Origin of the sequence: Bacillus sp. SIMBA_008, assembly GCF_046535495.1 — a bacterium.
GTDB lineage: Bacteria > Bacillota > Bacilli > Bacillales > Bacillaceae > Bacillus > Bacillus subtilis.
On record NZ_JAWRWL010000172.1, the window covers coordinates 1 to 332 of the forward strand.

Below are 332 nucleotides of genomic sequence, written 5' to 3' on the forward strand. Positions count from 1 at the left end.
GTTTCCGTTTACCGTTCCTGTAAACACAGAATCTCCTGCTGTTTTTTCCGCCGGCATCGCTTCACCCGTCAGCGCCGATTCATCGAGGCTCGTCACGCCAGACTCAATAATCCCGTCTGCCGCTACGCGTTCGCCCGGCTTAATGACGATCATGTCACCGATCTTAAGTTCAGCAGCCGGCACCCGCTTTTCCCGTCCGTCCGCAAGCAGGGTCGCTTCCTCCGGTTCCAGTTTCATCAAGGATGTTAAATCACGGCTGCTTTTATTCATCGTATATGTTTCGAGCGCGCCGCTTAACGAAAAAATAAAGATAAGAACTGCGCCTTCCGCCC

1 protein-coding gene is annotated in these 332 nt (G+C 53.0%); it reads right to left on the reverse strand.

The features are described from left to right. The coding region (locus SB658_RS22680) for a P-type ATPase actuator domain-containing protein (protein WP_486308203.1) at positions 1 to 332 on the reverse strand (332 nt) is incomplete at both ends.